This is a genomic window from Thiocapsa roseopersicina (assembly GCF_900106925.1).
Classification (GTDB): Bacteria; Pseudomonadota; Gammaproteobacteria; order Chromatiales; family Chromatiaceae; genus Thiocapsa; species Thiocapsa roseopersicina.
Window position 1 is genome coordinate 41077 of the sequence record NZ_FNNZ01000020.1, and the last position, 25506, is coordinate 66582.

At 63.7% G+C, this 25506-nt stretch carries 24 protein-coding genes; 8 read left to right on the forward strand and 16 right to left on the reverse strand.

Annotated features, from left to right (window positions below):
- Positions 1-62 precede the first annotated feature (62 nt).
- From BLV04_RS18190 to BLV04_RS18215, 6 genes are all read left to right on the forward strand, one after another.
- A complete protein-coding gene (locus BLV04_RS18190; protein ID WP_093035562.1) occupies positions 63-1013 on the forward strand; it encodes an alpha/beta hydrolase in 951 nt (316 codons plus the stop codon).
- 73 nt (positions 1014-1086) lie between these two features.
- On the forward strand, positions 1087-3126 hold the full coding sequence (locus BLV04_RS18195) for an acyl CoA:acetate/3-ketoacid CoA transferase (RefSeq protein ID WP_245731941.1): 2040 nt from the start codon (positions 1087-1089) through the stop codon (positions 3124-3126).
- Between the two features lie 4 nt (positions 3127-3130).
- Positions 3131-3769, forward strand: a complete 639-nt coding sequence (locus BLV04_RS18200) for a hypothetical protein (protein ID WP_093035566.1) — start codon at positions 3131-3133, stop codon at positions 3767-3769.
- A gap of 176 nt (positions 3770-3945) precedes the next feature.
- Complete coding sequence (locus BLV04_RS18205; RefSeq protein ID WP_093035569.1) at positions 3946-4206, forward strand: hypothetical protein; 261 nt, start codon at positions 3946-3948, stop codon at positions 4204-4206.
- Between the two features lie 94 nt (positions 4207-4300).
- Positions 4301-5347: a phosphate ABC transporter substrate-binding protein PstS gene (gene pstS / locus BLV04_RS18210; protein ID WP_093035572.1), complete on the forward strand. Its 1047-nt coding sequence runs from the start codon at positions 4301-4303 to the stop codon at positions 5345-5347.
- Between the two features lie 24 nt (positions 5348-5371).
- Complete coding sequence (locus BLV04_RS18215) at positions 5372-5725, forward strand: hypothetical protein (RefSeq protein WP_093035575.1); 354 nt, start codon at positions 5372-5374, stop codon at positions 5723-5725.
- Between the two features lie 98 nt (positions 5726-5823).
- Here BLV04_RS18215 and BLV04_RS18220 read toward each other — a convergent pair whose 3' ends face one another.
- The gene (locus BLV04_RS18220) at positions 5824-6588 is read right to left on the reverse strand and encodes an HAD-IA family hydrolase (protein ID WP_093035578.1); all 765 of its coding nucleotides are present in this window, start codon (positions 6586-6588) and stop codon (positions 5824-5826) included.
- 407 nt (positions 6589-6995) lie between these two features.
- On the opposite strand from BLV04_RS18220, the gene BLV04_RS18225 reads away from it, so the two are divergent.
- Positions 6996-8273: a glycerophosphodiester phosphodiesterase family protein gene (locus BLV04_RS18225; protein ID WP_093035581.1), complete on the forward strand. Its 1278-nt coding sequence runs from the start codon at positions 6996-6998 to the stop codon at positions 8271-8273.
- Between the two features lie 240 nt (positions 8274-8513).
- Here BLV04_RS18225 and BLV04_RS18230 read toward each other — a convergent pair whose 3' ends face one another.
- Together BLV04_RS18230 and BLV04_RS18235 are read right to left on the reverse strand one after the other, a co-directional pair.
- A complete protein-coding gene (locus BLV04_RS18230; RefSeq protein WP_093035584.1) occupies positions 8514-9512 on the reverse strand; it encodes an SRPBCC family protein in 999 nt (332 codons plus the stop codon).
- A gap of 188 nt (positions 9513-9700) precedes the next feature.
- Positions 9701-10243, reverse strand: coding sequence for an arsenate reductase/protein-tyrosine-phosphatase family protein (locus BLV04_RS18235; RefSeq protein ID WP_175534689.1), 543 nt, complete (start codon positions 10241-10243; stop codon positions 9701-9703).
- Positions 10244-10309: 66 nt separating this feature from the next.
- On the opposite strand from BLV04_RS18235, the gene BLV04_RS18240 reads away from it, so the two are divergent.
- Complete coding sequence (locus BLV04_RS18240; RefSeq protein WP_093035590.1) at positions 10310-11338, forward strand: endonuclease/exonuclease/phosphatase family protein; 1029 nt, start codon at positions 10310-10312, stop codon at positions 11336-11338.
- 183 nt (positions 11339-11521) lie between these two features.
- On the opposite strand, the gene BLV04_RS18245 is transcribed toward BLV04_RS18240, so the two are convergent.
- The 13 genes from BLV04_RS18245 to BLV04_RS18305 all read right to left on the reverse strand — a co-directional run bounded on the left by BLV04_RS18245 (position 11522) and on the right by BLV04_RS18305 (position 25363).
- Complete coding sequence (locus tag BLV04_RS18245; protein ID WP_093035593.1) at positions 11522-11983, reverse strand: polyhydroxyalkanoate synthase family protein; 462 nt, start codon at positions 11981-11983, stop codon at positions 11522-11524.
- An 89-nt stretch (positions 11984-12072) separates the two neighbouring features.
- Positions 12073-12312 carry an acyl carrier protein gene (locus BLV04_RS18250; protein ID WP_093035596.1) on the reverse strand — a complete coding sequence of 80 codons (240 nt, stop codon included), beginning with the start codon at positions 12310-12312 and terminating at the stop codon, positions 12073-12075.
- Positions 12313-12395: 83 nt separating this feature from the next.
- Positions 12396-12530 carry a 3-oxoacyl-[acyl-carrier-protein] synthase III C-terminal domain-containing protein gene (locus BLV04_RS26085; RefSeq protein ID WP_093035722.1) on the reverse strand — a complete coding sequence of 45 codons (135 nt, stop codon included), beginning with the start codon at positions 12528-12530 and terminating at the stop codon, positions 12396-12398.
- Positions 12531-14381 carry a pyruvate kinase gene (locus BLV04_RS18260; protein WP_093035599.1) on the reverse strand — a complete coding sequence of 617 codons (1851 nt, stop codon included), beginning with the start codon at positions 14379-14381 and terminating at the stop codon, positions 12531-12533.
- Between the two features lie 129 nt (positions 14382-14510).
- Complete coding sequence (locus BLV04_RS18265; protein WP_093035602.1) at positions 14511-16442, reverse strand: cyclic nucleotide-binding domain-containing protein; 1932 nt, start codon at positions 16440-16442, stop codon at positions 14511-14513.
- Between the two features lie 113 nt (positions 16443-16555).
- Positions 16556-17218: a hypothetical protein gene (locus BLV04_RS18270; RefSeq protein WP_245731942.1), complete on the reverse strand. Its 663-nt coding sequence runs from the start codon at positions 17216-17218 to the stop codon at positions 16556-16558.
- Between the two features lie 134 nt (positions 17219-17352).
- Entirely contained in the window at positions 17353-18420 is a 1068-nt protein-coding gene (gene pstS, locus BLV04_RS18275) for a phosphate ABC transporter substrate-binding protein PstS (RefSeq protein ID WP_093035605.1), read from the reverse strand.
- A gap of 71 nt (positions 18421-18491) precedes the next feature.
- Positions 18492-19319, reverse strand: coding sequence for a phosphate ABC transporter ATP-binding protein PstB (gene pstB / locus BLV04_RS18280; RefSeq protein WP_093035608.1), 828 nt, complete (start codon positions 19317-19319; stop codon positions 18492-18494).
- A 20-nt stretch (positions 19320-19339) separates the two neighbouring features.
- Positions 19340-20230, reverse strand: coding sequence for a phosphate ABC transporter permease PstA (pstA, locus tag BLV04_RS18285; RefSeq protein ID WP_093035610.1), 891 nt, complete (start codon positions 20228-20230; stop codon positions 19340-19342).
- Positions 20227-21204, reverse strand: a complete 978-nt coding sequence (gene pstC / locus BLV04_RS18290) for a phosphate ABC transporter permease subunit PstC (protein ID WP_093035613.1) — start codon at positions 21202-21204, stop codon at positions 20227-20229. Before pstC ends, pstA begins: the two co-directional genes overlap by 4 nt.
- 225 nt (positions 21205-21429) lie before the next feature.
- On the reverse strand, positions 21430-22485 hold the full coding sequence (gene pstS, locus BLV04_RS18295; RefSeq protein ID WP_093035616.1) for a phosphate ABC transporter substrate-binding protein PstS: 1056 nt from the start codon (positions 22483-22485) through the stop codon (positions 21430-21432).
- 183 nt (positions 22486-22668) lie between these two features.
- Positions 22669-23589, reverse strand: a complete 921-nt coding sequence (ppk2, locus tag BLV04_RS18300; protein WP_093035619.1) for a polyphosphate kinase 2 — start codon at positions 23587-23589, stop codon at positions 22669-22671.
- A 340-nt stretch (positions 23590-23929) separates the two neighbouring features.
- Complete coding sequence (locus BLV04_RS18305) at positions 23930-25363, reverse strand: penicillin acylase family protein (RefSeq protein WP_175534690.1); 1434 nt, start codon at positions 25361-25363, stop codon at positions 23930-23932.
- Between the last annotated feature and the right edge of the window lie 143 nt (positions 25364-25506).

Sequence of the window (25506 nt, forward strand, 5' to 3'; positions counted from 1 at the left end):
CCGCATTCGAAGCCGAGCCGCCATGCGGGCGCGGCTAAATCGCGATCGAGCGAGGAGCGCGAATGACGAACGAGCGTGACCGGCGGATCCCGCAGCCCCTGCGCGATTGGCTCTTTGCCCAGCGCGAGGCCAAGCACAAGGCCCGCGAGCATGGCTATCGGCGCACGGCCACCAATACACGCGAGGCATGGGATCTGCTGACCCGTCGGTTCGTGACCGAGTCCCCCGAGGTCGCTTGGGTGCGCGACGACCTTATCCCGGGTCCGGACTATCGCGTGCCGGTGAGGGTCTATCACCCGCGACCGGATCGGCCGCTCCCGGTGGCCCTCTTCGTCCATGGCGGCGGCCATATCGCCGGCGGCGTCTCTCTATACGATCCGATCGCCCGACGATTGGCGCTTGCGGCGAATCGGGTGGTGGTCTCGATCGAGTACCGACTGGCACCCGAATGCCCCTATCCGGCCGCACTCAAGGACACCATGGCCTGTGCGAAACGGGTTTTTCCGCTGCTCGGGAATCTCGACATGCCTTATGAGCCGCGTCTGGCTTTGACGGGCGACAGCGGCGGGGGTGCGCTCTGTGCGACCGTGTCTCATCTGGCGCAGTTCGACGCGGGCATGAGCATCGAGCGTCAGGTGCTCCTGTACCCGAGCCTGGATTACACCCTCTCGCAACCCTCGGTGACCGAGAACGGGGACGGTTACCTCTTGGAGCGCGAGCGGATCCTCTGGATGTTCGATGCCTATCTCCAGAATGCCGAGGATCGGCGCGCCATCTCGCCGCTCTATATGGACCTGACCCCGGACTATCCCGCGACGCTGGTGATCACCGGCGAATTCGATCCGTTGCGCGACGAGGGCATTGCCTACGCCGACCGCTTGGAGCTTCACGGGATCCGCGCGGAGAAGCGGGTCATGCCGGGGATGATCCATGGGTTCCTGAACCTCGAGGCCATGGTCCCGGAGACCTGTGCCGAGGTTTACGACACGATCGGTGCGTTCTTGAACGCTTGATGGCCCACGCAGGCACGCGCTGCGATGAGCAGGCGCAGCGCATCCGACTTCCAACAGCAGTCGAGACACATCCATGAGCAGCACATTCGGACCCGGGCGTTCAGCGTCCGACGCCACCGCCGACCCGGCGCCCAAGGCGCACCCGATGACCGAGCGCGCGTCCGGAGGCCACGCCGAGCGCGGCAAGCTGGTCACCGCATCGGATGCCGTTCGGCTGATCCGCAACGGCGATACGGTCGCGACCGGTGGATTCGTCGGAATCGGTTTCGCCGAGGCGGTTGCGCGCGCTCTGGAACAACGCTTCCTGGACACCGGCGCGCCGCGCGATCTGACCCTGGTCTATGCGGCGGGGCAGGGTGACGGCAAGGAGCGCGGGCTCAATCACTTGGGGCACGCGGGCTTGGTCCGTCGGGTCATCGGCGGCCACTGGGGACTTGTGCCGAAGCTCCAGGCGCTGGTCAATTCCGGATCGATCGAGGGCTACAACCTGCCCCAGGGTGTGCTCGCCCATCTTTTCCGCGATATTGCCGCCGGCAAGCCGGGCACCATCACGCGGGTCGGTTTGGAGACCTTCGTGGATCCGCGCAACGGCGGCGGTCGGCTCAATGCCCGGACCACCGAGGAGCTGGTCCGAATTCTGGAGATCGACGGCGAGGAGTATCTCTTCTACAAGGCATTCCCGATCGACGTCGCCATTGTCCGCGGGACGACCGCCGACCCGGACGGCAACGTCACCATCGAGAAGGAGGCCCTGGTCCTGGAATCGCTTGCCCTTGCGACCGCGGCACACAACTCGGGCGGGATGGTGATCGTGCAGGTCGAACGGATCGCCGATCGGCACACCCTTAACCCGCGTCAGGTGCGTATCCCGGGGATCCTGGTCGATTGCGTCGTGGTCGCGCCGCCCGAGCATCACTGGCAGACCTTTGCCGAGCCCTACAGCCCGGCCTTCAGCGCCGAGATCCGGGTGCCGATGCAGTCGATCGCCGCTTTGCCGCTGAATGCGCGCAAGGTGATCGCGCGGCGTGCCGCCTTAGAGCTGCGACCGAACGCCGTGGTCAATCTCGGCATCGGGATGCCCGAGGGGATCGCCAACGTGGCGAACGAGGAGGGCATCCTCGACTATGTCACCCTCACGGCCGAGCCAGGTCTGATCGGCGGCCTACCGGCCGGCGGTCTCAACTTCGGGGCCGGGACCAATATCGCCGCCCTGGTCGACCAGCCGGCCCAGTTCGACTTCTACGACGGCGGCGGGCTGGATCTGGCCTTCCTCGGTCTGGCGCAGACCGATGCGCAAGGCAACGTCAACGTCAGCCGCTTCGGTCCCAAGCTGGCCGGGGCCGGCGGCTTCATCGACATCAGTCAGAACGCCAAAAAGCTGGTCTTCGTAGGAACCTTTACCACCGCGAAGGGCGCGATGCGGATCGGCGACGGCCGGATTGTCTTAGGGGAGGGCGACGGCGGACGCAAGTTCATCGAGCAGGTGGAGCAGGTCACCTTCAGCGGCGAGCGTGCCCGACGGGTCGGGCAGCCCGTTCTCTACATCACCGAGCGCTGTGTCTTCGCGATGCGTCCCGACGGCATGACCCTGGTCGAGATCGCACCCGGCGTGGATCTGGATCGCGACATCCTCGCCCACATGGGTTTCCTTCCACGGATCGCCGAACCCCTGAAGACCATGGATCTGCGGATCTTCATCGACCGTCCGATGGGGCTCGAGAAGGATCTGCTGGAGATCCCGCTTGCCGATCGTCTGGTCTACGAATCCGACCAGAACCTGCTTTTCATCAACCTGGAGGCCTTCGCGGTCCATGAGCCGGGCGACATCGAGCGCATCCGCGCCGCGGTCGAGTCGGTCGTCGAGCCGTTGGGGCACAAGGTCTATGCCGTCGTGAACTACGACAACTTCACGATTCGCCCGGACTTGGTCGGCGCCTACACCGGGATGGTCGAGGACCTGGTGGATCGCTTCTATGTCGACATCACCCGCTACACGACCAGCGTCTTCCTGCGCATGAAGCTCGGGGAGTCACTCGCGGCACGGGGCCTGGCCCCGCATATCTACGAGAGCCGCGACGAGGCCAGGCGCGGAATCGAGCCGATGAAGGGCTAATCCGATGCCCGTTGCACATCCCTTTCTGCGCAAAGCATTCCCTTACTTCAAGTGGACGGTCTTCGGTCTGCTCGGCATCAACGTCATCCTTTTCTTCACCGAGCAGACCTTCGTCGAGGGGTTGGACAGCCTGGCCTGGCTCACCCTGCTGCTGTTGTTCGAGTGGGAGACCAGTCAGCTCGACAAACCCTATGTCTCGCGTTGGGAGAAATGGGGCATTCATGCCGGGCGCATCCTGGCTTACGGCCTGATTCTGCACAGCGCGGTGGGTTATGGCGCGGCGGACTACATCACCGAGCACGGCCCGGTCGATCTCTGGAACGCCATGACCTGGATCGGGATCGTGCTGCTCCTCGAGTACGATGTCTACTCGCCGGGCGAGTATGCCCGTTGGGAGTGGTATCTGCGCAACGGAGCCAAGCTGGTGCTCTATGCGGCCCTCTTCGTCTTCGCCCTGCTCTGGGGGCTCGATGGCGAATGGCTGGATACCTATGACGCCCTGCTCTGGATCCTCTGCTTCTTCGCTATCGAAATCAACGTACTGGAGTTCGAGGAGGAGATTCCTTACCGCGATGCTCCCGATGATGACCCCGCGACCGCCGAAGCCTCGCCCGCAGCGGGCCCGGCGTCCGAGGAGGTCTAAGCACGGAGGGCGTCGACCCGGTCGGGTCGGACGCCTCGCCGTCATCTGTTCAACACATTCAACAGCTATCGTATAGCCTCATGTGCGATCTGGCCGAGCGTGGGGTCGCGGGCTCGGCTCATGGGATGGAGTAGGCGTTCCTACGGCACCCCGAGAGCGCCTAATCGAGGCATCACATGGCGGATTCGGATCGCAAAACACCCCTCGAGAAGGTCGAGGCGCTTTACGAGGAGCTCGTCGACTGGTACGCGGAAGGCTCGGATCGCGAGATGCGCGCCGCATCCAAGCTGCTCATGATCGCCCTCCTCAAGCTCAACGCGCATGGCGGATTCGGGTGGCAAGGACTCGTTGAGGATTACGTCCTGATGCTCAAGCAGGATCCCGAGCGCTATGCGCGGATCCTCGAAGCCAACAGAGGCGAGGGCAAAAAGGCTTGAGGATTTCTGCGCTCGCTCCCGAATACCGCGTCCGGAGGAGCGGACACCGTCCGCACCGAATACCGACCAGATCGAACACCGAGAGGAACCTCAGATGCCGTTGTCTCCTGTCCTGCGCGTCCTGACGCTCGCCTTCGGCGCGCTGGTCTGTGCATCCTTCTGGCAGCCATCCCTGGCTTCGGACCTGATCAAGATCAATGGCGCGGGGGCGAGCTTTCCGGCCCCGCTCTATCAGCGGTGGTTCCGGGACTATTTCCTGGCGCATCCAGACATTCAGGTCGACTATCAGCCGATCGGCACGGGACCCGGCGTGAACAGCTTCATCGAAGGCCGGCTCGATTTCGCGGGGTCCGATCAGCCCTTGACCGGTGAGCTGGCGCAGAGGGCCGGGGACGATGTCCTGCAACTTCCGTTGACTGCGGGCGCGGTCGTCTTGACCTACAACCTTCCCGGGATCGACGCGCTCCGGCTCTCCCGCGAGGCCCTCGCCGGCATCTTTCTCGGCTCGGTCGCCCGTTGGAACGATCCGCTGATTCTTGCGGCCAACCCGGGTGTCGAGATCCCGGATCTGCCGATCGTGGTGGTCACGCGGGTGGACGCGAGCGGGACCACCTTGGTCATGTCCCGGCATCTAAGTGCGATCAGCGAGGCGTTCGCGAAGCAGGTCGGCGAGAGCCAGTCGCCGGCATGGCCCGCACTGCTGCTGGAGCGAGGCGGCCTTATCCGCGGGCACGGCAACGGGGGTGTGGCGGCCTTTGTTCAGGCGACGGTCGGTGCTATCGGCTATGTACAGTATGCCTACGCCCACCTGCCCGGTATGCAGATGGCGTCTGTCGAGAATCGCGACGGCGAGTTTGTTTCGGCCGGGAGCGAGTCGTTCCGGGCGGCGATCGAGGCCTTTCGGGCGAAGCTCGACTATTCACAACTCATCGATCCGGACGGTGCGGGGGCTTACCCCATCTTGTCTTTGTCCTGGTTGGTGATGCGCTCCGGCGGGGATGATACCAAGTCGCAGGCGATGCGGGACGTGGTGCGCTACGCGCTCACCGACGGACAGGCGGATGCCTCCAAGCTGGGTTATATCCCTCTCAGCGCGAAGGCGGTCTCCCTGATTCTTCAGGAGCTTGATTCCAGGAAGTAGGACGGATCGAGGATTGCTCAAGCGATGAAATCGAACGCCTCTTGGGGGATTGCGCTCGGCGTGGCGGCCGGTCTGCTGGTCGTCGGTTGTACGCAAGAGACGCAAAACAACTTCGGTCGGACGCTTCAGAATTGGACCGGGGTCAACGGCGTCCTCGAGATCTACGGGGGCGAGAAGCTGGTTCGGCGCTTCATCAAGATCGACAAGCTCACGACGGCCGGTGCAACTCAAGGCTCGGGTACGCGACCCTATCGCTTCGGCTACGGCGTACTTGACCTGAATCTGAACGGCATGCAGGACAACGGCGAGAGAGCAGTCTACTTCGAGATCAGCGACTACTCGACCAACTATGTCTTTTACGGCGATCCCGGCTCCTAAGGAGCGAAGCACCCTACAGAAATACCCCGCCGAGTCGGAACCATAGCCGATGAGGTCGGGTGAGCGACCTGAAGGCAGGAGGCAGGAGGCTAACCCCTTTAGTCCTCCGCCCGCAGCACATCCGCAAACTCCGCCATAAGCCGCTCGAACGATGGCGCCAGATGGTCAATCACCCCTCGGTCCTTGCGTTTGAGGCTATTGCCGATATAGACGCCTCCGCCGCACCCGACCTCGCGTTTCGCCGCTCGGAGATTCTTACGGCTATTGTCGACGACGATGCAGGACCGAGGCTCGACATCCAACTCTTTGAGAACGAAACGATAGCCTTGCGGATCCGGCTTCGGATGCAGCTTGTCCTTTTTGTCGAGCGTCGATATCGCATCGAAGATGTGCTCCGGCGGAAACATCTCCGTAAGCCCCTTAACCTCAAGCACCCGGAAGACGTTCTCGCGGACCCCGTTGGTCAAAATGGCGACTTGGATGTCGTGATCGCTTAGCAGATCCAGTCCCTCGCGGATCCGATCTCCGGCTTGGCTGATCCCGCGATAGTCGAGGTTGCCGGTGCAGGCGTCGATGAGCCTCGCGAGCGTCGGCTCGATCGGGTCATCGGCGGGCTTGAGCAGCTTGGCCGTATGGTACAAGAGCGGTCCGAGCTGCAGACTTCCGCCCGCATCGTAGATGGCTCGACCGGCCAGCCGCATCATCTTGAGGGCACGCTCCCCGAAGTGCGAGCTGATCGCAGCGAAGACCGATAGGGTCTGCGCCTTCAGCGCCACGTCTTCCGCTTCGGTCGTGATCACACCATCGAAATCCAACAACAAGAGCCGCGCATTGCGGATAAGTCGGGCAGGCACTCCCGTCATGGATCACCTCGGAATCCGAGAAGCTTATTGGCGGGCTCGGGCTCGTCATGGCGCCGAACGAAAGGCCGATCGAGCGCCCGCGGTTCGATATACCCGGCGCGCGTTGCTTTTGGACAGCTGGATGCGTCCTGCGCGCCATCCGACGAAAATTCGTTCGACGCCCGTATATTACTCCAAGATGTAGGTCCCGTGTGCAGCGCTAAGCACCGGATGATCGCCAGCTCCCGAGGTGGGAAACGCCACCTCTGGACCGCAGCGTCCCGACTGCTACGCCTTCCAAGGCGCCGAATAGCCTCGATTCACACTCCGGCAACCGAACCGCCACTCCAGCTTCACGGCTGAGCACTAGAGTTTCTCGCTGACGCCGAGGCGTCTCGCATCCAACCCAACTCGATAGGGCTCGATCCATGACCAACACCAAGACGCTTGCCGTGACTTTGGCGGTGCTCGCGACGGCGGGAATCGCCGGGGCACACGCCGAGATGGACGACTCCAACGTGACTCCGGCTGCTCGCTCCGATTATCGCCATGACTCAATCCAGCTTGGCCCACGTCCCTATTACCTCGTGCAGGGGATGGACGCCGGGCGGCTCAAGAATCGCCTCATGGCCTGTAAAAACGGGCCGTTCTACCGGACCGACTTCTCGATCGCACACCGGGGTGCGGCCCTGCAGATGCCCGAGCACACCGATCTAGGCTATACGGCGGGTGCTCGGATGGGCGCGGGAATCGTGGAGTGCGACGTGACCTTCACCGGGGACGGGGATCTCGTCTGCCGGCACAGCGAGTGCGACCTGGCGACCACGACCGACATCGTTGCAACCCCGCTCAACGCCAAATGCACCGTGCCCTGGACCGGCCCCGGCCAGAGCCCGGCCGTGCAATGCTGCACCAGCGATCTGACCCTCGAAGAGCTGAAGAGTCTTCAGCCTAAGATGGATGCGAGCAATCCGGCGGCCACCACGGCGGAGGGCTTTCTCGGAGGCACTGCGAGCTGGCGTACCGACCTCTATACCGGGCGCGCCGAGATCCTGACCTTCAAGGAGAGTGTCGCGCTCAACCGGGCGAACGGCGTCAAGCATACCCCTGAGCTCAAGGGCGCGACCTATCAGGATCGCATCGATTCCATCTTTGGAGGCCAGGAGCAGTACGCTCAGAAGCTCGTCGACGAGTTGAAAGAGGCAGGGGTGAAACCAAAGGATGTCTGGCTGCAATCCTTCAACTTGGATGACGTGCTCTACTGGATCGAAAACACGCCTGCATTCGGCAAGCAGGCGGTCTATCTGGACAGCATCGATCCCACCGCCAATCCGCCCATCTCGCGTCTGACGCCGGACGAGCTCAAGGCGCTCACAACCGCGGGTGTGCGCATCTTCGCCCCGCCGATGTGGGCTTTGCTCGACGTCGATGCCGCCGGCCGCGTGGTGCCCTCGCAGTATGCCGAAGACATCAAGTCGGCCGGGCTCGACATCATCACCTGGACCTTCGAGCGCTCCGATCTTCGCCAGGGCGCCTCGAAGGCCGGTTGGTACTACCAGTTCGACCCCGAGGGCAGAGCCATCCGGAAGGACAGCGACATGTATAAGGCGCTTGACGTTCTGGCCCGTCAGGTGAAGATCCTCGGAATCTTTTCCGACTGGCCGGCAACCGTAACCTACTATGCGAACTGCATGGGTCTGAAATAGGGCAGCCATCGAGACGAGCGATGCGGAACCGCGTCGCTTGAGTATCCATTCCTGGTCGACAAGATCCCCTGCCGGGAGGTCCCACTCCCGGCCATCAGCCCTCCCGACCGTATCTTCGACCCCGACTACAAGCTCTCCGTCTTGCCCGCGGGGCTTGTGGTGCCGTCGCGGCAACACGCCGGCGATGTCGGGCGATGTCGCCGGCATGGACTCGCAGGGGCGGGCCTCGTGCTCTGCGCCTCAGCGCAGCGGAAGATAGAGGGCGGTGCGCAGCTCCTTGGGACTCACGACGCCGGACGGGTCGTTCTCGTAGACCTCCAGCATGGGCCGGTGTTTGTCGAGCTTGAGCTTGAGCATGCGGACATGGGCGACGGCGGCGTACCAGGCCAGCTCCAGATAGTCATAGCCGCCGGCGAGGGTGACCCGGTAGTACCGGCCGCCGTTGAAGTCCTTGAGGGCGAAGGGGGCGGCGACGGTATCGGCGGGTGCCGGGATCGCCATGTCGCAGTCGAAGCGGTTCTTCTTTACGTTCACCTTGTGATAGGCGCTGAAGGGTGGACCATCGGGCGCGACACCCAGCGACGCGAGATGCCCGGCGAGCCTTGGAAAGCCGTCTTCCATGGCCCGCACCATTGCCTCCATCCCGCCGGTGAAGGGGATGACCAGCGCGCTTTGCGGCTGCAGGATTGTCTCACCCTCGAAGCGCAGCTCGGGCCGCGGGGCGTCCGGATCGAGTTGCCCGCGCAGCAGTGCCAGGCCGAGCTCGAAGTCCTTGCCGATCATCTGGCGCACCAGGGGGATCATGGGACGCAACAGGAAGGGCATGCTGCCGCGCAGGCACCAAGCGACCTCCGTCCCGTCATCCGTCTCGGCGAATTCCCACCAGACATCCGAGCCTGACTTGAAGGGTCGCTGGATCTCCAGCCGTTGCTCGATCCGCCCAGGCGCATCGAAGCGGACATGGGTCAGCCGGCCGGCACCGATGGCGCGGCCATTCCAGGTATAGGAGCCGCCCGGCTGATCCTCGGCCGTGCTGAAGTCGCGCTTGGCGTCGGGCTCGTGGAGCAGCCAGGGACTCCAGTCGGCCCAGGTTCGGAAATCCCGCACCCGGTCGAAGACGGTTTGGCGGTCGGCGCGCATGGTCAGGCTGCGCCGGACCTCGTAGTCTTTCGGCAGTCGGCTCAGATAGACGAGCCCGGCGGCGAGGACGATGGCGAGGACGATGAGGACGGTCAGCATGGGCGAGCTCCGGATGGGCTGGGTTTTCGGAAGTTTAGCTTTCCAAGCGTTGCAAGTGGATGAATCGAAATGCTCGTCGACCGGGATCCGGCTGATGGACGACTTCTTTGGGCAGGAGTACCGGCATGCGTGTCAGACCTGTCCCGGCGCCGACCGACAAGCCGGGTGACCGGCCGGATCGCGCGGGCTCAGACGCCGTGTCTGCTCCGCAGCGCCGCGATCTCCAGGTCGATTGCTTGCGTCAGTCTCGCGATCGCCGTTGCCGGTGCTTCCACGTCGAGGTCACCAATCTCGAAATACTGGATCCGCTCCAGCACCTCGGGAAAATGCTCGCGCAGCATCGGCTCATGCTCGCGGCGGCTGACGGCAATGATGCGATGGGCGGCTTCAAAATCCGTTGGCCGTGCGGTGATCGGGTGACGGGCGCCGCCGCGGATCGGGATCGCGCGGCGTTGCAGCTCGGTGACGGCGAAGGTGGAGATCGGCCCCTGATTGCCGGTCGCCGCGAGATCGCGCGCGAGCGCCCGCGAGTCGGCCCGCCAAGGCAGCTCAAACCGGTCGGCCTGGTGGTTGAAGTACTCCTCTGCGAAACGGCTGCGGTAATAGTTGCCTGTACAGAGAAACAGGATTTTGTTCATCGGAGCGGACCCTACGGATCGGAAGGAGCGTGGAGCGGACCTGGCAGGCGCATCCCGGCTAAGGTTGCGTATCGTCATCTTGCCGTCACCCATGATGCGCATGCTCTCCTGCGATGGCGTCCCCGCCCTGGGGGCGCGCGGATTTGACCGGAGGAACTCATGGCTCGCACCCGTTTCTCGCTCGCCACCTGCAATCTCTACAACCTGAACCTGCCGGGTCTGAAGATGTATCGGGACGCCGATGGTTGGGACGCGCCGGCTTTCGCCCGCAAGGTGCAATGGCTCGCGGAAGCGATTCGCAGGGTCGACGCCCACGTCTGGGGTTTCCAGGAGCTCTGGCATCGGGACGCGCTGGAGCAGGTTTTCGCCGCGGCGGCTCTGCCGGAGACCTACCGGCTGCTGGTGCCGGATGACCATCAGGGTCAGGGCATCCTCTGCGCCGGGGCCGTGCGCGCCGATCTGCTGGAAGGCGACCCGGAGTGGATCGACGCTTTTCCCCAGAGATTCATCCTGGAAAGCAGCGGCGACGATGCCCAGACCGGGGAGATTGCGGTGCGGATCAGGCGCTTCTCGCGTCCGGTGCTGCACTTTCGCATCCGCCCGCGCGCAGCCAGCGAGCCGATCTCGATCTATGTGGCGCACCTCAAGTCCAAGCGCCCGACCGAGATCTATCGGGAGGGCTGGTACCGCGCCGACACCGACTATTTCAAGCGTCATAGCGAGGGTCTCGGCGCGGCGCTCGCGACCATCCGTCGCACCGCTGAGGCGGCGGCGTTACGCATGATACTGGTGGACCGGCTCAAGGACACCGACAGTCCGGTGATCCTCATGGGTGACCTCAACGACGGGACCGGCTCCAATACCATCAATATCCTGACCGGACAGCCCAACTACCTGGCGAGCCCGCTCTCCCTCGGCGACGGCGACACCGACCTCTACAACCTGGGCCAGCTCCGGGCTCTGCGCAGCCTGCGCGACGTGTATTATACCCACGTCCACCAAGGCAGCCATGAGTCGCTCGACCACATCCTGGTCTCGCAGGAGATCTACGACCAGTCGCGGAAGCGGGTCTGGGCGTTCGTCGGGCTGGAGCTGATGAACGACCACTTGAGCCACGACGACCACAAGGAGAGCGGAACCAGCGACCACGGGATCGTCCGGGCGGAGGTAGAGTATCGCCCTGCTTGAAGCGAGACCTGGATGTCCGGTCGGAATACCTCTGCCGGGGCGTGACAAGGTCGAGAGTCGTGCGCTGCTGCGCGGGGTGATTGCGCGATGGCGTCGCGCGGCAAAATCCCCTTAGCCCTGCGCTTTCGCGACGACTCGGTCCGAATTGCGGCTTGGGCGGTCGTCAAGGCCGCTCCGAATCTGCTACTCCAAGACGTAGGTCCCGGGCGCGGCGCAAAGGACCGGATGATCACAGGAACCCGGGGCGGGAGGGCACCCCTGCGGCCCGCAGCGTTCGGATAGGCAACCTGCCCAATCGGACCACCAGGATCCCTGGAGAGGCGTTTGGGTGGCCAGCCAGTCGTCCGGTGCGGTACCGGGCTCGACATCCCCGGACCAATAGCGTCGGCGGGATTTCGCTGATGGCGGGTTCACGATGCCGGCCGCGTGACCCTCGCTGGAGAGGCTGAACCGGATCGGGACGCGGAGATGGTCGCGGACTCGGAAGACCTCTATCCAGGGTGCGATATGGTCCTGAATACAGCCGACTGCATAGAGCGGCTGCTCGATGTTGCTCAGGCGGAGCCGGCGCTTGGCCAGCGTCAGGCCGTGATCCGACACCAAGCGGTTGTTCAGATAGAGCTCGCGAAGGTAGAAGGAGAGCATCCGTCTGACGACCAGGCCCGGGCGAGCTTCAGAAAGCTCGTGGACACGAGCAGAGGATCCCAATGCCCGGAATTCGGGATCATGATGCGTTACCCGTTACGGATCTGCTCGATGATCTCGCCGACGCTGGTTTCACTGCTCAGCATCTCCTCCGGGGTGGTGACGCCGAAGGCCGTAGCGAGATAGGTTTGAAGATTGACGGCCGACATGGAGTCCCAGCCGGGGATGTCGTCCAGAAGTGTCTCGGACCCGATGATGACGTCGGCCGCATCGGGAAACAGTTCTTTGATACAGGCCGAGAGGGTGTCGATGTTGACGGCTTTGATCATGGTTGACTCCGCAGGTATGTCGATGGATGACGATCGTGACGAAGCTGTTGTGACTTAGATAGGGGGAAATGCGCCCCGCGCACTCAGAGGCGGATCAGGTTGGCTCCCCAGGACAGACCCCCGCCGAAGGCAACCGTGACCAAGAGATCACCCTCTTTGGCCTTACCCGATGCGAGTGCCTCGTCCAGTGCGACCGAATCGTGACAGCTCGAAGAGATCTACTTCAGCTGCGCGACCGAGAGCTTGCGCAGCGTGGCCCGCCGTTTGACGTAATGCTCGTCCATGCGTCCGATGATGCCGTCGAGGAAACGGACGGTCTCGACGATGTTCGGCCCCTTGTTCAGCATGGCGCATTCGGCCTGGATGCTCATGGCGGCGTCCGAGACCTCCGCGCGCGACGGTGCTCCCTTTTTGGCCATGCCCTCGAGGATCTGGGTGGCCCAGATCACCGGGATATGCGCCGCCTCGCAGAGCCAAAGGATCTCCTGCTGGACCTCGGAGAGGCGCTCGAAGCCGACTTCGACCGCCAGGTCACCTCGCGCGATCATGATGCCCACGGGCGGCGAGTTGAGACTCGCGAGCAGGATGCGGGGGAGGTTCTCGAAGGCCTGACGGTTCTCGATTTTGAGCACGACTCCGAGACGGTTGGCACCGAGTCGGTAGAGCGCGTCGTGCAGACGCTCGACATCTTCGGGTCCGCGGACAAAGGAGAGGGCGACCATGTCCGCAAATCGCACTACTGCCGGGAGGTCCTCCAGGTCCTTGTCGGTCAGAGCGGACATCTCGAGCGCGGTATCGGGGAAGTTGATGCCCTTCTCGGCGCGCAGCTTCGCGCCGCGTGGCCCGGTATGGGTAATCTTGACCAGGATGCGTTGACCGTCGTTTTCCTGGACGAGCCCGCCGATCTTTCCGTCGTCGAACCAGACACGGTGCCCGTGCGCGACCTGCTCGAACGCAGCATCCAGGGTACAGTGAATCCGTGCGTGCTCGACGATGCGACCGGATGTGTCGCGCTCGGCCTCCCGACCGGGCTCGTCGTGACGGGTCAATATCAGCGTATCGCCGGGTAGGAGGTAGATGGGGTTGACCACCTCGGGTATGCCCACGATGCGTCCCGCTCCGACCGACTCGCCGTTGCGCAGTCCCGTCACCGGGGTCTCGTCCTCGATGTAGGCCGTTCGCTCGGTTTCGGCGATGAATGATCGATCGAGCATCTCGACGATCTTGAGCTCATGACTCTGACTGCGCGCGTCGGTCAGGCCGATGTGATCGCCGACTGCAAGTCTCTCGAGCAGATCGCCCTCGATCCGGAGGGCAAAGCGAATGTCGCCGGGGGTCGGCTCGGCCGCAGACGCCGGAGTCAACCAAATGCGAGCTGGCCTGGCGATGCAGCCGAAGACATCGCGATCGGGCGCCAGTCGCTTCACCCGCCCGCTCGCCCGAATGGCTCCCGTGCGGAGCTTCGGACCGGCTAGGTCGGCCTGCACGCGGCAGTTGCGCCCGACGACGCGCTCTGCGCGGCGCAGGTTTTCCACCATCGCGAACCAGGCATCCGGACCGTCGTGGGCGCAGTTGATGCGCATGACATCCATCCCGGCAATGAGGAGATCCTGAACCAGTTGGGCATTCGAGGCGGCTTCGCTGGGCATGGTCACCATGATACGAACGAATCGGTCCCGCGGCTCGGGACCCAGGAGCGCTCGCGTGTGATCCCGAAGCAACAAGGGTCCGGTACGGAAATCCACAGGCGGCTCCGGCGCCGGACCGAGATCCTTGCCGCTGAGCTGCTCGAGGATGGCCATGACCGAGTTGAGGCTCGCCAGGGCATGGGGCTCCAGTATGCCGAGCGAAGAGAGCCCCAAGGCGCCGAGGTCCTGCTGCAGACTGCGGATGTCGTGTTGACGAATACTGAGATAGTGCAGGAAGTTGCGTGCACTGTCGCGATGGCTGGGCTCGACCTTCTCGATCTCGGCGGCGTAGGCTCGCTCGAATTCGACGGCACCCTCGCGGAGGGTGGCGAGTTGGGCGATCGGCCTTTCAAGTTGGCGAGAAGTCGGCGTCGTGGTCATGGGGAGAGTGCCTGCGAGGTTGGAATCTGCCGAAAGGTACTTGCCTACGTCTAAAACATACGACGGTTGTGTTGCGGTTGTGTGATCCCGGTGCGCGTTGCTGCGCTCGGCCTGCCGCGATTGCCGGGTCTAGGGTTGATTCGGATGCGTTGTTTGCACCTGCGGGGTTCCCTCGATCCGGATCGAGGTTTCGGAGCCTGTTCCGCGGGTATCGGGACCGTGCGGTTCCGTAGGCTCCAGTGTCTTGGAGTAAATGGCCACCAGAAAGCCGAGGAGGGTCGAGAGGCCGACGACCGAACCGCCCTTGAGGTAGGCCTCCGGAAGCATGGTCTCGGCGATCATGGTGAGCATGGCACCCGCGGCCAGTCCTTGCATGACGGCAAAGATCTCGGGGCCGGCTCCGACAAAGAGTTGGCTTCCGGCCGCGGCACCGATGCCCGTAATCAGCATCAGTCCCGACCACATCAACAAGATCCTTCCGGGAGACATCCCTTGTCGACGCATGCCCACGGAGCTCGACAGGGCTTCCGGGTAGTTGGACAAGAAGAGACCGACGATCAGCGAGAGGCTGACCGATGCTTGAATCGTGCTGGCGCCGATGACGAGCGATTCGGGTATGCCGTCAAGTGTGATGCCGAGGAAGATGGCGAGCGGTGCACCCGCGACCTCCCGATGCGCCAGGCTCAGGGCTGCGGCGGCCGGCAGGGGCTGGCGTGCCGCCAGCGCATGTAACGCCGAGCGACGCCAGCGCTTGGCTTTCTCGTCCGGGAAGTGCTGACGCTCGGTCAAGTAGTCCGTTGCTTCATGTCCCTCGACGAAGGCGCGAACCCGCTGGGCAAAAACCGGTGCCGTACGGAGCAGCTCGTCGAGATCGGAGCGACGCAGCTCCCAGGCGTTGGTGTCTTCGGTCGCTACGGCGGTCACGGTGTGACGCGCTCCCGTCAGCATCGACGTGCCGCCGAAGGCGTCGTTCTCGTGAATCGTTTCGGGAACCCGGTGTCCGGCTTGCGGGTCGATGAGGCTGACCGTGCCATGCTCGATGAAGAACATGCGCCCCGCCGGGTCGTTCCGATGGAAAAAGTGCTCCCCGCGACGACGGGTCTTGTAGATGAGCCGGCCGGCGATCAACTCCTGCTCCTCCGGAGGCAGGCCGTGAATCATCGGAAAACGCCGGACTTCGGCAAGACGCTCACGGAACAGGTCGCGCTTGCGTTGGACCGGCTGTGCCGGCGGCACTCGACCCGACGAGAGCAGGGTCTGTGCCGCCCGATCCAGCCAGGCTCGCGCTGCTTCCGGAGCCATGGATTGGCGTTCGACGAGGTATGCGTCCATTTGCTCGCTTCGCAGGAGACGATGCACTCGCTGGTTCAATTCCGGGGAATTGCGGATCAAGGAGTCGATCGCGGCCTTGGGGATGACCCACAAGGAGGCACCGGTGGCAGCAAGCGCTGCTTCGCTGGTCGGGGCGCCGGTGATGCAGGATAGCCATCCGAATGCCTCGTTTCTTTGGATCCGCTCGATCGGTCTGCCTTGGTCCGATGGCGCGTAGAGCTCTACCTCCCCGGAGGCGACGATATAGAGTGCATCCGCCGGATCGCCTGCGAGGTAGATTTCGGCGCCCTTGGCGAGATCCAGGTTTCGGACCGACGGGGCGAGCGCCAGGTAGTCGCGTCGCGCGAGATCGCGGAATAGATCCGTCCGCCCGATCTGACCGGTGATCTGCTTGACCCGTCGATGTTCTTGGCGGCGCAGGTAGTCGAGGGTGGTCGAGGATTTACGAAGGAATCCGCCGAAGTCATTGACGACCTGGTTGAGCCCCACGAACAGGAGGCCGCCCAAGATGGCTCCGAGGGCCAAGGCATTGAAGTTGCCCGAATCCAACGCGGATCCGACGAGATCGATCGTCAGCGCTGCGAGCAAGGCGCCGCCGCCGAACGCCATGAGGACGGCCGTCGAACGGTCTCCCGGCGTCCAGAACCGGGTCGTCAAGGCACCCAACGGAAGCGAGCAGGCGCTGATGATGCCCATCCAAAAGGCAGTCCAAGCGATGGAGTCGAGCATGGTCCTCGGCCTCGGATAAGCGCTTTTCGACGCCGGCAGGTTGTTCCCGGCGCAGCGACCTGTGCGGGTTGCGGCCGTTCCCGGGGGCCGAGCGCGACCTCCGGCCGGGGTCGTTAGGCGGCAGGGACAAGATGGTCGGGTGCGCCGTTGCCTTTCAGGAGGCGTGCGAGGCGCTTTTTGAGCTTCGGCATCGTGAACAGCATGCCGAGGCTGTGTTTGCGTGCGTCCTTGACCAGCGTGGAGGGGTCGAAATAGGCCTTTGCGTTCTCGACGGACAGCACGAAGGGCGGTTGGCCTTCACGCGCCAGGACATAGCTCATGATCAGGGAGCCGGTGCGGTGGTTGCCTTCGATAAAGAGCTGTGGACGACTCAGGATGTAGACGTAGACACCGGCCGCGCGAAACCAGACCTTGTCCTCCCGGTGATGCGCAAGCCATTCCATCAAGCCGCCGATGCCGGCACCCTCCTGCTCGTAGAAGTGCTGCTCGGTCGAGGCGATGTGGTTGGAAAACTCTCGGCGCTTTTCGACATCCTGACCACACAGCACGCAGGTATTGAGCTCCAGTAGCCATTGCGACTGTCCGACCTTGAAGGGGTCAAGCCCGCTCGCCAAGGCGTCGTCGACCATTCGGTAGCCAGCCATCATGTTCCGGAGCACCAGGTCCGTCAACGGATCCCTGGGTGTGCTCAGGGTCAGGTTGATCCGGTCGAAATCGGCCTGTACGGCGCGCAGAGACGCCTCGATCGCGGTCAGGTTCAGACGCAAGGGTTCCATGGCGCGATCTCCGGAGTGGGAACGGCCGGCCGCGCCGGCGCTGGAGCCGGGGGTTGCGCGAGACGGCTGATGTGCGGCGCGGGGCGCGCGCCTCGGGTCGTCGACGGATCCATCCCTGGATCGACCTGCTCCGCCTAGCGGATCGTTTCGAGGGCGCGCGTCGCTGCAGCGACGATGTTGGGCGGAAGCGGAATGTAGCCCAGCGCCTCGGCGACCGGCTGTCCATCGTTCAGGGCCCAAGTCAGGGCCGCCTTGAGCGCCGTCGCCTTCTCCGATTCCGGGTACTCCCCATAGAGCAACAGCCAAGACAGACTCACGATGGGGTAGGCATCCGGTGCCTCGGGATCCGGAACGAAGAGTCGCAGATCCTCGGGCATGTCGGCCGTCGCTGCCGCTTCGAGTGTGCGCCGACCGCTCGCGGCATCCGGCTGGACGAAGTTGCCGGCTTGATTCTGCAAGGTCGCCATCGGCAGTCCCAAGCGCTTTGCAAAGAAGTATTCGACGTAGCCGATCGAGCCGTGGCTGATCTTGATCTTGTGCGCGACCCCTTCGTTGCCGGTCCCTGTCATGGCGCCGCCCGGCCAATCGAGTAGGGTTCCGACTCCGGGGCCCTCGTTGCGCCAAGCCGGCTTGATGGTGCCGAGATGATTGGTGAAGACGAAGGTGGTGCCGGAGCTGTCGCGGCGTACCACCGTCTGGATCAGCTTCGAGGGAATCTCGAGGTGCGGATTGGCCGCGACGATCCGGGGGTCATCCCACTTCCAAATCTTGCCCTTGAAGATGTCGACGTAGACGTCTCGGGGTAGACGCAGCTCCCCGTCGATCCCAGGCAGGTTGTAGGCGAGCACCACCATGCCGGCGGTGACCGGGATCAGCGTGGCGCCGCGGTCCACTTGGGCGATCTGCTCGTCCGTCATCGCCGAGTCGCTGGCGCCGAAGTCGACCGTCTCGGCGATGAAGCGTTCGACGCCCTCGCCGCTGCCCACGCCTTCGTAGCTGAAGCGCGCCGCGGATTGCTCCGTGTTGTAACGACGAAGCCACTCTTGGTAGAGCGGCTCGGGGAAGGTCGCACCCGCCCCCGTGATCTGTAGCCCGGTCGGGGACTCCGTCGTCGTGTCGGTCGATTCTCCACCGCACGCCGCCAACAGCATGGAGATCAAGACCGCCGAAGCAGCGCGCGCGACCCCAATAAACCTCGTCATGGCCCGTCCTCGTGAACTGAAGGTGATGTGCCGGTCGCGGCGCCCGCACGGGCTGGGCCCCGGCGGCCGGATCAGCTGAACTCGCCCGAGACGTATTGCTTGGTGAGCTCCTCTTGGGGGTCCTGGAAGATTTGGCGGGTCTCGCCCATCTCCACCAGATAGCCGGTCCGGCCACCCCCGGAGATGTCCACGCCGAAGAAGGCCGTGGTATCGGCCACGCGGGTTGCCTGCTGCATGTTGTGCGTCACCAGGGCGACCGTGTAACGTTCCTTGAGCTCGAGCATGAGCTGCTCGACCTGGCGGGTCGCGATGGGGTCGAGAGCGGAGCAGGGCTCGTCCATCAAGAGGACATCCGGCTCCGTGGCGATCGCCCGGGCGATGCACAGGCGCTGCTGTTGACCGCCGGACAGGGACAGGCCGCTCTTGTTGAGCTTGTCCTTGACCTCTTTCCAGAGTGCGGCGCGCTCCAGGGCCTTCTGCACACGTTCCTCCACGTCGCCTTTGTAGCGGTTCAGGCGCAGCCCGAAGGCGACGTTGTCGTAGATGCTCATCGAGAAGGGATTCGGCTGCTGGAAGACCATGCCGATGTATCGACGGACCACCACCGGGTCGACCGTTTTGCCGTAGACGTCCTGCCCGTGATACTTGACGTGTCCCTCGAACCGGAAGCTCGGGATGAGATCGTTCATCCGATTCAGGCTGCGCAGCACCGTACTCTTGCCGCAGCCGGACGGGCCGATAAAGCCGGTGATCTTGCCCTTCTCGATCGGGACATGGCTGTTGCGCACGGCGAGAAAATCGCCGTAGAAGACCTTCTGCAGTTGGCAGTCGATCACCGCGTCGCCGATCGGGGAGAAGGCCGCCGCCCTAGGCGCCATTGCTTCTGCCGTTGCGCTCATCACTGATACCTCGGAATGGGTTACACCTTGGACTGCCCGATGAGGCGCGCCAGGATATTGAAGACAAGGACGATGAGAACCAGCACCAAGGAGGCGGCCCAGGCCAACTCGATCTGGTTGTCGAAGGGCATGGAGGAGAAGTTGTAGATGAGGATGGACAACGAGGCGGTCGGCTCCATCAGCTCCGACATGAAGTAGTTGCTGAAGAGTGCGGTGAAGAGCAGCGGCGCGGACTCGCCCGCCGCGCCGGCCACCGCCAACATGACGCCGGTCAGGATGCCGGGCAGGCCGGTCGGCAGCACCACCTTCCAGATCACCTGACTGCGGGTGCAGCCCATGCCGTAGGCGGCATCCGTCATCTTTTTGGGCACCTGCTTCATGGACTCCTCGGCGGCCAGTACCACCGTCGGCAGCATGAGCACCGCCAAGGCGACGCCGCCGGCAACCGCCGAGTAGCCGAAGTTGATGACCAGCACGGCGTAGGTGAAGACACCCGCCAGGATCGAGGGGAAGCCGGTGAGGGTCTTGGCCACGAAGCGCGAGGTCCCGGCCAACGGGCTGTGGGGGTCGAGGATCGCCAGGTAGATGGCCGCGAGTAGACCGATCGGGACACTGATGGCGGTTGCGATGGCGACCATCACCAACGTGCCGATGATGGCGTTGGCAAAGCCGCCGCCCATCTCGAAGCCGGCCGGCGGCAGCGCGGTCAGGGCCTCGATGTCCAAACGGGCGCCGCCTTCGGCCACCAACATGATGATGACCGAGAAGAGCGGGATGCTGCCGAGGATGGCGATCCCCCAGGTCAAGCCCGTCAGGACTCCGCTGGTGAGTGCCCGCAGCTCGAAGGGTCGGCGCTCCAGGCTCAGGCGCTGCGACTCTTGTGGCCGCGATGTCAGGTCGATGTCGCTCATGTCTTGCCCTCGAACTTGCGGACCGTGTATTGCTGGATGCCCAACCCGACGATGTTGACGATCAGCGTGATCAAGAGGAGCACCACGGCGGCATACATGAGCGCCTGGACCTCGATCTGGCCGGCCTCCGGGAAGCTCGAGGCCAGGAGCGAGGCCAGGGTGTTGGCCGGTGCGAACAACGACAGATTGATCTGGTTGCTGTTGCCGATGAGCATCGCCAGCGCCATGGTCTCGCCGAGCGCGCGTCCGAAGCCCAGCACCAGTGCAGCCAAGATCCCGGAGGAGGCGGTCGGCAGCATCACCTTGAGGATGGCTTCCCAGCGTGTCGTGCCCATCCCGTAGGCGGCTTCCTTGACCTTGTAGGGGATGCGCCGGAAGGCATCGACCGTGATGGCGGCGACCGTCGGCAGGATCATGATGGCAAGCACCAAGGCCGCGGGCGCCATGCCCGGACCGCTCAGCTCGGTGCCGAAGATCGGGATAAAGCCGAGCTCGCTATGCAGCCATTCGGCCACGGGGCGCAGCATCGGGATGACGACATAGATGCCCCAGAGGCCGTAGACCACGGATGGGATCGCGGCGAGCAGCTCGACGATGGTCCGGAAGACCGCGGCGAGCCGGGCATGGATGAAGTCTTGCGTGAGAAAGATGGCGATGGCGACCCCGAAGGTCCCGCCGAGGATCAAGGCCAGGAAGGAGCTGTAGAGGGTTCCCCAGATCTCGGGCAGGACGCCGAATTCCTGTGTGCCGACGTTCCAGGTCGTGCCCGAGACGAAGCTCAGGCCATGCTGAGCCATGGCCGGCAATGCCAGTCCGCCGATCTCCCAGAGGATGTAGAGGATCAGGACGACAATCAGGGCCGCGCAGGAGAGCGCGATGATGCGAAAGATCGAATCGGCAAGATAGTCGCCTCCGGAGGGGGGTCCGGAGACACTGCTTGCCGAGTCGGCATGCTGGAATGGATTCACGGCCATGGGTTTGACTCTGCCTGGATGTGCGTCGATCGGAAGGAAGGACCGGCGGTCTGCTCAGCCTTGCCGGGCGGATCGGATGCGGTGGCTCCATCCGTCCGGATCGCCTGTGACGGCGAACCGGACGGAGGATCCGCACGGGCGCTCATGCCGGTTCACCCCATGTCGACCGGCGCGCCCCATCCCCCCGAAATGCTCCGAAGCCCCGGGTCCAGTCGTGCTGACGGACTACTGGATCAGCGCAGAGACCTCACGGACCTTCTCGACCACATTCGCGGGCAGCGGGATGTAGCCCATCGAATCGGCACTCTTCTGACCCTCGGTCAGGACGTACTCGACCAGGTCACGCGCCACCTTGGCCTTCTCGGCGTCCTGGGTCTCCGGGAAGAGCAGCCAGGTGTAGCTGACGATGGGGTAGGCGTCATCGCCCGCCGGGTCCATGATCCAGGCGCGCAGATCCGGGACGTTCGAGCCCGGTAGATTGCCGGCGGGGAACTCGGCGGTCGCCAATGCGGCCGCGCCTGTCTCGGCGCCGGCTGCCACGAAGGTGCCGGATTGGTTCTCGAGCACCGCCGACGGGGCCTTGGTCAACTTCGCGAAACCGTACTCGATATAGCCGATCGAGCCCGGGGTCTGCTTGACGGTGGCCGTGACGCCGTCGTTCTTGGGCGCCTTCACGAACTTGGTGCTCTTCGGCCATTGCGGGGACTTTTCCTGGCCGATGCTCGTCTTGAACGACTCGCTGATCTCGGCCAGATGGCCGGTGAAGACGTAGGTCGTGCCGGACGAGTCGGAACGGACCACCACCGTGATCTCTTGATCCGGCAGCTCGACGCCCGGGTTGGCTGCGGCGATCTGCGGATCGTTCCACTTGGTGATCTCGCCCGAGAAGATGGCCGGATAGACGTCGCGCGGCAGCTTGAGCTCGTCGACGCCCTTGAGGTTGTAGGTCAGGACGATCTCGCCCGCGGTTACGGGGAGCAACACGACGCCGTTCTTGACCTGCGCGATCTCCTCGTCGCTCATGGCGGCGTCGCTGCCCGCGAAGTCCACGACCTGGTTGACGAAGTCCTGAATCCCGGCGCCGCTGCCCTTGGATTGGTAGTCGACCCGCACGCCTTTGTTCGCGGCGCTGAAGTCCTTGAACCACTTGGCGTAGATTGGCGCGGGGAAGCTCGCGCCGGAGCCCATGAGCTTGACGTCTGCGAACGCAGCGGGCGAGAAGGCGACTGCCGACAGGCAACCGGCCGCGATTGCGGTTTTCAAGAGCGACGAGAGTGACATGAGGGCGGTTCTCCAGGAGCGATCGGGATCGGAGGTGGCGGTTTATCCGTCTTAATTCTCTCGGAGATTGCTGCCGAACGCGTGACCGTGGCATGAATGTTTGATGACAAGCCGTTCGTGTCGGTTCATGCGTTCGGCGATGCCGGTGTTGCCGCGGACGGGGAGACGAGCGTTGCGACCGACTCAATAGTGATTCGGAACGAAGAGCTGCTCCGGCAGGGGCTCGCGATCGTAATCCGGATTGAAGACGCGGTCGGGGAGCGAGATCTGCTCGTGCGGCACCTCCTCGTAGGGTATCTGGCCGAGCAGATGTCGAATGCAGTTCAGACGCGCGCGTTTCTTGTCGTTGCCCTCGACGACGAACCAGGGCGCCTCGGGTATATTGGTACGTGCAAAGGTTTCCTCCTTGGCCTTCGTATAGTCTTCCCAACGGACCCGGGACTGGAGATCCATCGGGCTGAGCTTCCATTGCTTGAGCGGATCATGGATCCGCATCAGAAAGCGAAGCTGCTGCTCCTCGTCGGTGATCGAGAACCAATACTTGATCAAGCGGATGCCCGAGCGCACCAGCATCCGCTCGAACTCGGGCACGTCCTGAAAAAACTGCTCCACTTGCTCCGCGCTGGCGAAGCCCATGACGCGCTCGACGCCGGAGCGGTTGTACCAAGAGCGATCGAACAGCACGATCTCCCCGCCGGACGGCAGATGCGGGACGTAGCGCTGGAAGTACCACTGGGTCTTCTCCTGCTCGGTCGGCTTCTGCAGGGCGACCACCCGGACAACGCGCGGATTGAGCCGCTGCGTGATCCGTTTGATGACACCGCCCTTGCCTGCGGAATCTCGGCCCTCGAAGATCACGACGACCTTTTCGCCGGTGTGCTCGACCCAGTTGTGGAGCTTGATGAGCTCGGCCTGCAGCTCCAGAAGAGAGCGAAAATAGGTGGCTCGATCAAGGGCATCTGGGTGCTTACGCTTGTAGATCCTACGGATCTCATCTGAGAGTGCCGGCTCGGAAATTTCAAGCTCGTAGTCTTCGTCGAGCGTGTCCGCGAGCTCGGCCGCCAACCAGTCCATGGCTTCGGGATTACTTTCGTTGATGGGCATGTTGTCTCTTCGTATGTGGCAAGGGTTGATGGGGTTGGTCGATCGGAATCAGTCCGCGGTCGCTTTGCTCGAACCACTAGCTCGACGGCCGTACGTCACCGATCCAACCCGGTAAGAGCGCGCGGGGCGAGCTTCCCTGGAAGCGGACTCCAACGGTTTGCGACGCGGAAGTGCGACAAGTAAATCAGATGGATATGACCCCGTGATGAAGCCGCCGACGGCTCATCGGCAATGCGCGGTCAGGCGCGCGGCTCCGCTTGGTCGATGCCGGCCGGTAGAGGGATCGGCAAGCGCGAGGAGCCTGAGCACAGTAGCAGTTGACCAGCAGCACGGGGCAGTATTAGAGCCTCGCGGCAGGTTTCAACGTGAGTCGGTGGCGCGTTGGCCCCGGCAGGAATGGGCTTGGCGCACCGGAAACCCAGTCTTCATGGCCGCGTCGGTAGAACGGCGACATCGGATGACCGCTTTGGCCGGTAGGCATGTGCATCAGACCGTTGGCCTCGTCGCCGGGTGAAACGGAGAACCGTTGCGAGGCACCGAAATCCGGACTCTGCGCGAGCGGCAGGTTCGCATCGCCCGGCAGTGCCTCGCGCGGCATGTCCAGCCATCCGGACAGCCACGGAACGGCCCCACTGATCGGGTGGTCGATGTGCGCGGTATTCAACTCACCCCAGGTCCGTTCAGACAGAGCACCCTCGAATCGCGTTTCGAGACTGCCGATGTTTTCGCGTACCGCGGCGAGCATCAGCGCGTCCCAGCTCTCGAAATTCGCGGGCAACAGATGCCGTGGCTTCTCCGTGAGAACGGACCACAAAGGCGCCTCGAACTGGTGACTGATCAGCAGATCCGCGTCTTCGCCGTGGACATCCCGCACCGGAGTCGTCAGCGCGGCAAACACGTTCTGTCGCACCTGCATCCGGAATGCACGCACCAGCCGATAGCCGACGGAATCGGCCGACGCCGCCGGAATCCAGTTCTCCACCAGTGACCGATACTCCTCCATCTCGCGTCCGCCGGAGGCAAGCACCTCGAGCAGCAATGTTCTCCAACGGCCGAGCTCGACGTGCCGGATCGCATAGTCACCGGCGTCCGGCATTGGAACGGTCTCGATCGCTCCGCCGACAAGCGGGGCATCCCAGCTCGTGCCGTTAGGATAGAGCCAGGCATAGACGTTGGCCGGCAGCACCGATTTCGCAAGCCCGCGTTGTACGTCGCCCCGCGCCCTGTCGTCATTGAGCTGCATAAACATGGCGTAGACGACGAGCATCGTGTCCTCCGTCCTCCAGGGCTTCGGTTGTTCACGCAACAACAGGTATTCGAATGGACGGACCGACAGACTCCCAAGACCCGCATTCACGCCGGAGGCATAGGCGTCGAGGATGGCCCGCTCGGTCGCCGTCAGTGTCTGCATGACGGCCTGTGCGCGAGCGCGGAATCGATGAAAGCGGTGATGCTTGTCGAGCGGCAAAGCCGCCGCGCCGAAAATCTCCGAGAGCTCCCCGGCAGCCTTGCGGCGAATCATGTCCATCTGGAAGAAACGATCCTGCCCGTGCGCGAAGCCCGTCGCAAAAGCCAGGTCGCGTCGCGTCGATCCACGAATCGTCGGGATGCCCTGCTCATCGCGTTCGATGCGTGCCGCGTGATCCAGACCCGCAACCACAAGCTCGCCGTCGAGCATCGGCAGACTGCCGCGAATCATCCACCAGGCAGCGAAGGCTGCCACCAGAGCGACTGAACCGACGCCGAACAGAATGCGAAGGATCCAGATCTTCATGCTCATCGGAGTCGGTAACCTTACGGAAAGTCATCGCATTGGTGTAGCCGGAAATTCCGACGGAGAGGACATCCAAACCCACCGCGAGTCCAGCGTGGCAGATACATGAGGTTAGTGAGGGCTGGGAGGGGAGCCGGGCACCG

Bases quoted from the DNA above. Each gene is read 5' to 3' on its own strand.
- BLV04_RS18240 (WP_093035590.1), top strand. From the start codon at position 10,310: ATGGCTCGCACCCGTTTCTCGCTCGCCACCTGCAATCTCTACAACCTG.
- pstS (WP_093035605.1), bottom strand. From the start codon at position 18,420: ATGACGAGGTTTATTGGGGTCGCGCGCGCTGCTTCGGCGGTCTTGATC.
- BLV04_RS18270 (WP_245731942.1), bottom strand. From the start codon at position 17,218: ATGGAACCCTTGCGTCTGAACCTGACCGCGATCGAGGCGTCTCTGCGC.
- pstS (WP_093035572.1), top strand. From the start codon at position 4,301: ATGCCGTTGTCTCCTGTCCTGCGCGTCCTGACGCTCGCCTTCGGCGCG.
- BLV04_RS18190 (WP_093035562.1), top strand. From the start codon at position 63: ATGACGAACGAGCGTGACCGGCGGATCCCGCAGCCCCTGCGCGATTGG.
- BLV04_RS18230 (WP_093035584.1), bottom strand. From the start codon at position 9,512: ATGCTGACCGTCCTCATCGTCCTCGCCATCGTCCTCGCCGCCGGGCTC.
- pstB (WP_093035608.1), bottom strand. From the start codon at position 19,319: ATGAGCGCAACGGCAGAAGCAATGGCGCCTAGGGCGGCGGCCTTCTCC.
- BLV04_RS18235 (WP_175534689.1), bottom strand. From the start codon at position 10,243: ATGGGTGACGGCAAGATGACGATACGCAACCTTAGCCGGGATGCGCCT.
- BLV04_RS18215 (WP_093035575.1), top strand. From the start codon at position 5,372: ATGAAATCGAACGCCTCTTGGGGGATTGCGCTCGGCGTGGCGGCCGGT.
- pstC (WP_093035613.1), bottom strand. From the start codon at position 21,204: ATGGCCGTGAATCCATTCCAGCATGCCGACTCGGCAAGCAGTGTCTCC.
- BLV04_RS18250 (WP_093035596.1), bottom strand. From the start codon at position 12,312: ATGATCAAAGCCGTCAACATCGACACCCTCTCGGCCTGTATCAAAGAA.
- pstA (WP_093035610.1), bottom strand. From the start codon at position 20,230: ATGAGCGACATCGACCTGACATCGCGGCCACAAGAGTCGCAGCGCCTG.
- BLV04_RS18260 (WP_093035599.1), bottom strand. From the start codon at position 14,381: ATGACCACGACGCCGACTTCTCGCCAACTTGAAAGGCCGATCGCCCAA.
- BLV04_RS18245 (WP_093035593.1), bottom strand. From the start codon at position 11,983: ATGCTCTCCTTCTACCTTCGCGAGCTCTATCTGAACAACCGCTTGGTG.
- BLV04_RS18195 (WP_245731941.1), top strand. From the start codon at position 1,087: ATGAGCAGCACATTCGGACCCGGGCGTTCAGCGTCCGACGCCACCGCC.
- BLV04_RS18220 (WP_093035578.1), bottom strand. From the start codon at position 6,588: ATGACGGGAGTGCCTGCCCGACTTATCCGCAATGCGCGGCTCTTGTTG.
- BLV04_RS18205 (WP_093035569.1), top strand. From the start codon at position 3,946: ATGGCGGATTCGGATCGCAAAACACCCCTCGAGAAGGTCGAGGCGCTT.
- BLV04_RS18265 (WP_093035602.1), bottom strand. From the start codon at position 16,442: ATGCTCGACTCCATCGCTTGGACTGCCTTTTGGATGGGCATCATCAGC.
- BLV04_RS18305 (WP_175534690.1), bottom strand. From the start codon at position 25,363: ATGAAGATCTGGATCCTTCGCATTCTGTTCGGCGTCGGTTCAGTCGCT.
- BLV04_RS18200 (WP_093035566.1), top strand. From the start codon at position 3,131: ATGCCCGTTGCACATCCCTTTCTGCGCAAAGCATTCCCTTACTTCAAG.
- BLV04_RS18225 (WP_093035581.1), top strand. From the start codon at position 6,996: ATGACCAACACCAAGACGCTTGCCGTGACTTTGGCGGTGCTCGCGACG.
- ppk2 (WP_093035619.1), bottom strand. From the start codon at position 23,589: ATGCCCATCAACGAAAGTAATCCCGAAGCCATGGACTGGTTGGCGGCC.
- pstS (WP_093035616.1), bottom strand. From the start codon at position 22,485: ATGTCACTCTCGTCGCTCTTGAAAACCGCAATCGCGGCCGGTTGCCTG.